6 protein-coding genes are annotated in these 6,484 nt (G+C 63.6%); 3 read left to right on the top strand and 3 right to left on the bottom strand.

The annotated features are described in order from the left end of the window. Positions 1-1,126: sulfite dehydrogenase (soxC, locus tag ACK4OE_RS04250; protein WP_409883267.1), on the bottom strand; the 1,126-nt coding region annotated here is incomplete at its 3' end. A gap of 272 nt (positions 1,127-1,398) precedes the next feature. Between soxC and ACK4OE_RS04245 the strand changes: the two genes are divergently transcribed. Further along, the gene (locus ACK4OE_RS04245; protein WP_409883264.1) at positions 1,399-1,806 is read left to right on the top strand and encodes an FKBP-type peptidyl-prolyl cis-trans isomerase; all 408 of its coding nucleotides are present in this window, start codon (positions 1,399-1,401) and stop codon (positions 1,804-1,806) included. Between the two features lie 98 nt (positions 1,807-1,904). Here ACK4OE_RS04245 and ACK4OE_RS04240 read toward each other — a convergent pair whose 3' ends face one another. Further along, positions 1,905-2,561 carry an NAD(P)H-dependent oxidoreductase gene (locus tag ACK4OE_RS04240; protein WP_409883263.1) on the bottom strand — a complete coding sequence of 219 codons (657 nt, stop codon included), beginning with the start codon at positions 2,559-2,561 and terminating at the stop codon, positions 1,905-1,907. Positions 2,562-2,877: 316 nt separating this feature from the next. On the opposite strand from ACK4OE_RS04240, the gene ACK4OE_RS04235 reads away from it, so the two are divergent. Then, positions 2,878-5,106, top strand: coding sequence for an ATP-binding protein (locus tag ACK4OE_RS04235; protein ID WP_409883261.1), 2,229 nt, complete (start codon positions 2,878-2,880; stop codon positions 5,104-5,106). Next, positions 5,093-5,809 (top strand): RluA family pseudouridine synthase, encoded by a 717-nt coding sequence (locus ACK4OE_RS04230; RefSeq protein WP_409883260.1) that lies wholly within the window; start codon positions 5,093-5,095, stop codon positions 5,807-5,809. Before ACK4OE_RS04235 ends, ACK4OE_RS04230 begins: the two co-directional genes overlap by 14 nt. Before the next feature lie 221 nt (positions 5,810-6,030). On the opposite strand, the gene ACK4OE_RS04225 is transcribed toward ACK4OE_RS04230, so the two are convergent. Further along, positions 6,031-6,453, bottom strand: a complete 423-nt coding sequence (locus ACK4OE_RS04225) for a DUF4902 domain-containing protein (RefSeq protein WP_409883259.1) — start codon at positions 6,451-6,453, stop codon at positions 6,031-6,033. Between the last annotated feature and the right edge of the window lie 31 nt (positions 6,454-6,484).

Raw genomic sequence — 6,484 nt, 5'->3', positions numbered from 1 at the left:
GCATGGCATAGCGCCGCTTCCATTCACTGCGCAGTGGCTGTGTACGACCATGCTCGTCGGTGGCGCGGCTCATCAGGTCGGCCTTGCGGCCGTTCCACTGCCAGGGCAGCGTGAAGCGCGTGAAGGCCCGGTCTAGTACCGGGCCATGCAGCTGCGCCGCAGCCCAGGTGCGACCTCCATCCACGGACACATCCACACGCGTTATGCGCCCCCGGCCCGACCAGGCCAGCCCGGAGATTTCGTAGAACCCATGGGGCTCAGGCAAACGCTGCTGGCCTGAGGGGTGCGTGATTACCGACTTGACCTCCATGTGGAACGCGAAGCGCTCGATCCGTCCATCCGCCAGCACTTGCGTGTACAGACCCGATTCGTCCTTGGTGTAGGCGGGCGCGTCGGTCACTTCGAGCCGGTGCAGCCATTTCACGTTGACGTTGCCCTCCCAGCCTGGCATGAACAGGCGCATGGGGTAGCCCTGCGAAGGCCGCAGCCGCTCTCCGTTCTGGTACAGCGCCACCATGCCGTGATCCAGCAAGGCCTTCAGCGGCAGGCTGCGGCTGTGCGATCCACCGTCGGCGCCTTCGGCCACCACCCATTGGGCGTTGTCCTTCAGCCCCGCTTCATTCAACAGATAGGCCAGCGGCACGCCCGTCCACTCCGAACACGACACCTCGCCTGCAATCTCGCCCAACGTCTGGTCCAGCGCCGTGGGCGAAAGCGCATTGGCTGCCGAATTGCCAGCGCATTCCAGAAAATGAACCCGGCTGACCATGGGGTAGCGCAGCAGGCGCTCCAGATCAAACCGCAGCGGTTTATGCACCAACCCGTGCACCTTCAGCGTGTGGCGCTCCGGCTCAATGTCGGGCACGCCGTTGTGGTGCACGGCAAAGTGCAAGCCGCTAGGGGTGATGATGCCGCGCTGGTGCTGCAACGGCGTGCGCCACACCGGAAATCCTGCTGTGGTGGACAAGGTCCTCTCGACCTGCGCTTCCTGCGGCGCTGGCAGGCCGTACGACAGATCGGCCCCGCCGGGGCGGGTCATCGCATCGGGCAAACGGGCGGCCAGTGGCCGTGGTGGCAGAGCCTGCCCCGCCGCCATGCCGACGCCCCCCGTGGCAAGCCCCCCCAAAAAAGTCCTCCGAGCCAGTCCGCTGTGGCCGCTGTATGAACGCATCCGTCGTCTCCGCATCAACAAACACCCGGCACCTATCGGCCGTGGTCGCAGTGTTGCGGCCCGCAAGCGAGCGCGCATTAACGCTTGTTAACGCACATGACTTGGCTGCGTGGCAGTCACAGCGCGAAGCCCTTTACACTGGCGCGCCGCTGGCAGGGCAAAGCGTCTCTGCCGAGAGAACCATCATTTCGAGCTCTTTCTCCCTTCTTCTGTTTCAAGGACATCCCGTGCGTATTTCCTCCTCTCTTGTACTCGCCGGCCTGCTGTTGGCCCCCATCGCCTCTGTCCAGGCCGCAGGCCCCGTCACCACGGCCAGCGGCCTGGTCTATGAATCGATCAAGGATGGCACGGGTGAATCACCCAAGGCCACCGACACCGTCAAAGTGCACTACAAGGGCATGTTTCTGGATGGCAAGGAGTTCGACAGCTCCTACAAGCGCGGCGAGCCCACCGCGTTCCCGCTCAACCGCGTGATCCCCTGCTGGACTGAAGGCGTGCAGCGCATGAAGCCGGGTGGCAAGGCCAAGCTGACCTGCCCGCCCGCCATTGCCTACGGCGCGGCCGGTGCCGGTGGCGTGATTCCACCCAACGCCACGTTGAACTTTGAGATCGAACTGATTGCGGTCAGCCGCTGATCCTGACAAAGTCGGCATCAAAAAGTAAAGCCGTCAGGGGCTCTTGCCCCAGGACGGCTTTCGTATTTCGTGAGCGCGCAAGTGCCGCGCGCCCTCGCTCAGACTTCGGTGACGAACTGCTCGCGTGGGCGGCGCACCTTCTTCAGGTTCACCAGCCAGTCGCCTTCATCGGCGCGGTAGCCCAGCGGCACAATCGCTACGCTGCGCAGGCCACGCTCACGCAGGTTCAGGATTTCGTCCAGCGCTGCGGGATCAAAACCTTCCATGGGGGTGGAGTCGACTTCTTCAAACGCTGCGGCGATCAGCGCGGCGCTCATGCCGATGTAAGCCTGGCGGGCGGCGTGCTGGAAGTTGACTTCCGCATCGCGCTGGGGGTACATGCCCAGCAGCATCTGGCGGTAGTTTTCCCAGCCTTCGTTCTTGAAGCCGCGCTGCTCATTGGTCAGATCAAACATCATGTTGATGCGATCGGCCGTGTAGTTGTCCCATGCCGCAAACACCAGCAGGTGCGATCCATCGGTGATCTGCGCCTGGTTCCAGGCGATGGGCTGAATGCGGGCGCGCACGGCGGGGTCCGTTACCACGATGATTTCAAACGGCTGCAGCCCGCTGGAGGTGGGCGCCAGGCGCGCGGCTTCCAGAATGCGCTCGACCTTGTCTTGTGGCACGGCCTTGGCGGGGTTGAACTTTTTGGCCGCGTAGCGCCAATTCAGTTTGTCCAAAAGGGGTTGGGCAGCAGCGGTGTCAATGGTCATGTCGGGGTCCTGGTGTGGGTGGATAGATCGGTCAATGCGTTGATGGTGTAACTGTAGACACCGAGCGTCTGTTCGGTAAGCCTCTCCGCAGAAACGGATTGTTCGCAATCTGTCAACAATGGCATCTGGCAACCGCTGAAATGACATGAAACACCGCAAAACCCTGCCACCCTGCACATCACGCAGTTCCAAAGCTGCGCCCGCGCGCGCCCCCCTCAAGCGCCACGGCATGCAGGCGTACACTCTTTGCCACTTGGCCACCCATGGCGTGCTGCGGCACGTATGCCCCGGCGCTACGCCCTTGACCCGATCTTCCATGAGCGAACCCGATCTGTCTTTTCTGGACCCGGCTGGGCGGCAGACCGCTGTTGCAGCAGCTGCACGTGTGACCTCTGCCCCAGCCGCGAACGGGCCTGGCCAGGCGAGCTTGCCTGCAGATGACCTGGTGGCAGAGTTGCGTGCGTACCAGGCCGAGCTGGAAAGCCAGAACAAGGTTCTGCGTTACAGCCAGACCGTGGCCGAAAGCGCCTCCGAGCGGTTTGAGACCCTGTTTGCCGCCGTGCCGCTGGCCCTGATGGTGGTAGACGAGCACGACATGGTGGTGCAAGCCAACTCGATGGCGCACCGCTCGTTCCAGCCCACCGAACGCGACCGACCCTTGACAGCCCTGATGCCGTTTGTGCGTACCAAAGACGCCAAACGTGTACGCGATGCCTTTGCGCTGGCCCAGGACCTGGGCCGCAGCGAGGTCAAGGAGGTGGTGTTTGACATCAGCGCCGACACCCGCATCACCGGCGACCTGCACATTGCGCACATCGAGGCGCCCCAGACCAATGGTCCGCCCCTGCCTCAATTTTTGTGCGCAGTGATTGACCAGGGCCCCCTGCTGGCCGAGCGTCAGGCGCTGCAGCAAAGCGCGGTTACGCTGCAGCAGCGCAACGAGCAGATCCGCGCCAGCGAAAAACGGCTGGAGGCCATCATCAACTCGGCGCTCGACGCTATCATCTGCGTGGACCAGCACCAGCGCATCACCGTGTTCAACCCTACTGCGGCAGCGCTGTTCCAGTGCAGCGCCAGCGACGCGCTGGGCAGTACGCTCGACCGCTTTTTGCCCGATGCGGCGCAGGCGCTGGCGTTTGCCCAGCTCACCACCCAGGCCCTGCTGGGCGAGATGACGGCGTTGACCGCCAGCGGCAAGGAACTGGCCGTGGAAGTGAGCGTGTCGTTCGAGCGCCATGCCGAGGGAGAAACCACCACCGTGTTCGCACGCGACCTGACCGGCCGCAAGAAGGCCGAGGCGCACCGCAACGAACTGGAGGCCCAGCTGCGCGAGTCGCACAAGATGCAGGCCGTGGGCACCATGGCCGGCGGCATTGCGCATGACTTCAACAACATCCTGGGCGCCATCCTGGGCAATGTCGAACTGGCCAAGGCCGACTGCGCCTCAGAGGCGCCCGGCTCGTCGGTGCTGGTGAGCTTGCTGGAGATCGACAAGGCCGGTCGCCGCGCGCGCGACCTGGTGCGCCAGATCCTCACCTTCAGCCGCAACGAGCCACCGCAGCGTTCGGCCGTGTCGTTGGCCGAGGTGGCACACGACACCGAGCGCCTGCTGCGCGTGACCCTGCCGCCCGCCATCGAGCTGCACATGCAGCTGCAAGTCGGCCTGCCCCCCGTGCTGGCCGACGCCACACAGGTTGAACAGGCGCTGCTCAACCTGTGCACCAACGCGGTCCACGCCATTGGAACCGGGCGCGGCAGCATCCATGTCGAGGCCGCCACCGTGCAGCCCGACCAACGGCTGAGCGAACGGCTGGGCCTGGCGCCTGTCGACTATGTCGCCCTGACCGTGCGAGACAGCGGCCCGGGCATGGACGCTGCCACGCTCGAACGCATCTTTGAGCCGTTCTTTACCACCAAGCCCGTGGGCCAGGGCACAGGCCTGGGCCTGGCGGTGGTGCATGGCGTGATGCGCACGCACGAAGGCGGCGTGGACGTGCAGAGCACCCCCGGCCACGGCAGCAAGTTCACGCTGTATTTCCCGGTGGCACCCGGTGGTGCTGACCCCCTAATTGCGAACGCCCACACAGCCACACCGACCTCGCAGAGTTTGGTCAGCGCCGCAGTTGCGCCACCAGCCGCCGCCGAGCCCGGCGACGCGCCGCCCAAAAAGCCCCACGTGATGTACGTGGACGACGACCAGGCCCTGGTGTTCCTGGTGCAGCGCCTGCTGCGCCGCCGCGGCTATGAAGTGAGCGGATTCACCGACCCGCACGAAGCCCGGGCCGCGCTGAACGCAGCGCCCCAGCGCTACGACCTGCTGGTCACCGACTACAACATGCCCGGCTTTTGTGGCGTGGACCTGGTGCGCGAGGCCCGCATGATTCGCCCGGACCTGCCCGTGGCGCTGGCCTCGGGCTATGTCACGGCAGAGATAGAACAGGCCGCCCTGGCCGAGGGCGCGCGCGCACTCATTCACAAACCCAACGACGTGGAAGAACTCTGCGCCACCGTGCAGCGGCTGATTGCGGGCGATGACCTGCCCTGAGCCGCTGGCAAACGAGGTGGATGGCTTCGGCAGCGCGGTCGGCGTGGCTGGCCCGGTCGGCGCGCAAGGTGTGCAAGCCGTGCACGAAGACGACGACCTGCTGGTGCTGGCCAAGCCCTCGGGTCTGCTGTGTGTGCCAGGCCGGGGCCCCGACAAGCAAGACTGCCTGAGCGCCCGCGCGCAGCAGCGCTGGCCCGGCGCGCTCATCGTGCACCGGCTGGACCAGGCCACATCGGGCCTGGTGTTGATGGCGCGCAACATCGAAGTCCAACGCCGTCTAAGCCATGCATTCGCCGAGCGCCAAGTCAACAAGCGCTACCAAGCTGTGGTGCAAGGTATTCTGGGCTCAGTAGACAACACATGGAGTGAGATCGACTTGCCCATTGCGGCCGACTGGGAACGGCGCCCGCTGCGTGTGATCGACCACACCATCGGCAAGCCCAGCCTCACACGCTGGCGGGTGCTGGCAAATGACCCAGCGGCAAAGACCACCCGTCTCGAACTGGAACCCGTCACTGGGCGAACCCACCAGTTGCGCGTGCACCTCGCGGCCATCGGCCACGCGATTTTGGGAGATTCGATGTATGCAGACGCCTGCATCCTTGCCCTAGCGCCCCGCCTGCTATTGCATGCGTGCAACCTCGTATTCACGCACCCCGTCTCGGGTAAGACTATGGAGATGACCTGGGCACCGGAGTTTTAGCAAGGCAAGCCGAAAATCCGCGAATGGCAACTCTCTACACCGCATCAAGGGGTGTATGCGGGCTCAAGCCAGAGCAATTCGCCAATCATTGAGTCGGCATGAAGCAACTTGAACGGATGTTTCAAGTTCAAAGTTACGACTCCATAAAACGACTGCCTGGGGCGCTTACATCGCATGGAATCTCGTGATGATTTGGCTCCATGCACGTTTGTCATTCAAGGTCACACGCATGCTGACTGCAGGCCAACCGCCAGTAACAAGCGGTTTTGCCAGGGCAATGCGTCTACGACGGTAGAGAGCAGCTCCAGATTTTTAGCCCATCCAGCTTCACCCCCCGCAGAGTAGACCAACATGACGTTGGTGCGTGGTGGGCCTATGCGTTTCCAACGAAACGGTTGTTGCGACATCGACAGTTGCAAGTGCCAATCCCAGCCAATAGAAACGGCTGGCGATGAGGCACTGACCCACTCGGTGTAACCGCTGATCACGGTCTCGCGACCACACTGTTTGACAGATAGGGAATGAGCACCCGCCACCTCAGTGTCTACCCCTGAAAGCAAGTGCTCAATATGCAGGGAGAGCAGCTCGTCAATCGACAAGCGCAAAAGCCCGTCACAGGACAGCCGCATGACCGGAATCTGCAAGTTTGTGGATTCTTGAAGGCTTCGCGGGCAT

This window comes from Acidovorax sp. (assembly GCF_046314175.1).
Classification (GTDB): domain Bacteria; phylum Pseudomonadota; class Gammaproteobacteria; order Burkholderiales; family Burkholderiaceae_C; genus Acidovorax.
Note: the sequence above shows the minus strand (reverse complement) of the source record. Positions and strands in the feature narration are given on the sequence as shown.

What these genes read in the sequence shown, in the direction of transcription:
- ACK4OE_RS04240 (WP_409883263.1), bottom strand. Translation starts at nt 2,561, where the DNA reads ATGACCATTGACACCGCTGCTGCCCAACCCCTTTTGGACAAACTGAAT.
- ACK4OE_RS04235 (WP_409883261.1), top strand. Translation starts at nt 2,878, where the DNA reads ATGAGCGAACCCGATCTGTCTTTTCTGGACCCGGCTGGGCGGCAGACC.
- ACK4OE_RS04230 (WP_409883260.1), top strand. Translation starts at nt 5,093, where the DNA reads ATGACCTGCCCTGAGCCGCTGGCAAACGAGGTGGATGGCTTCGGCAGC.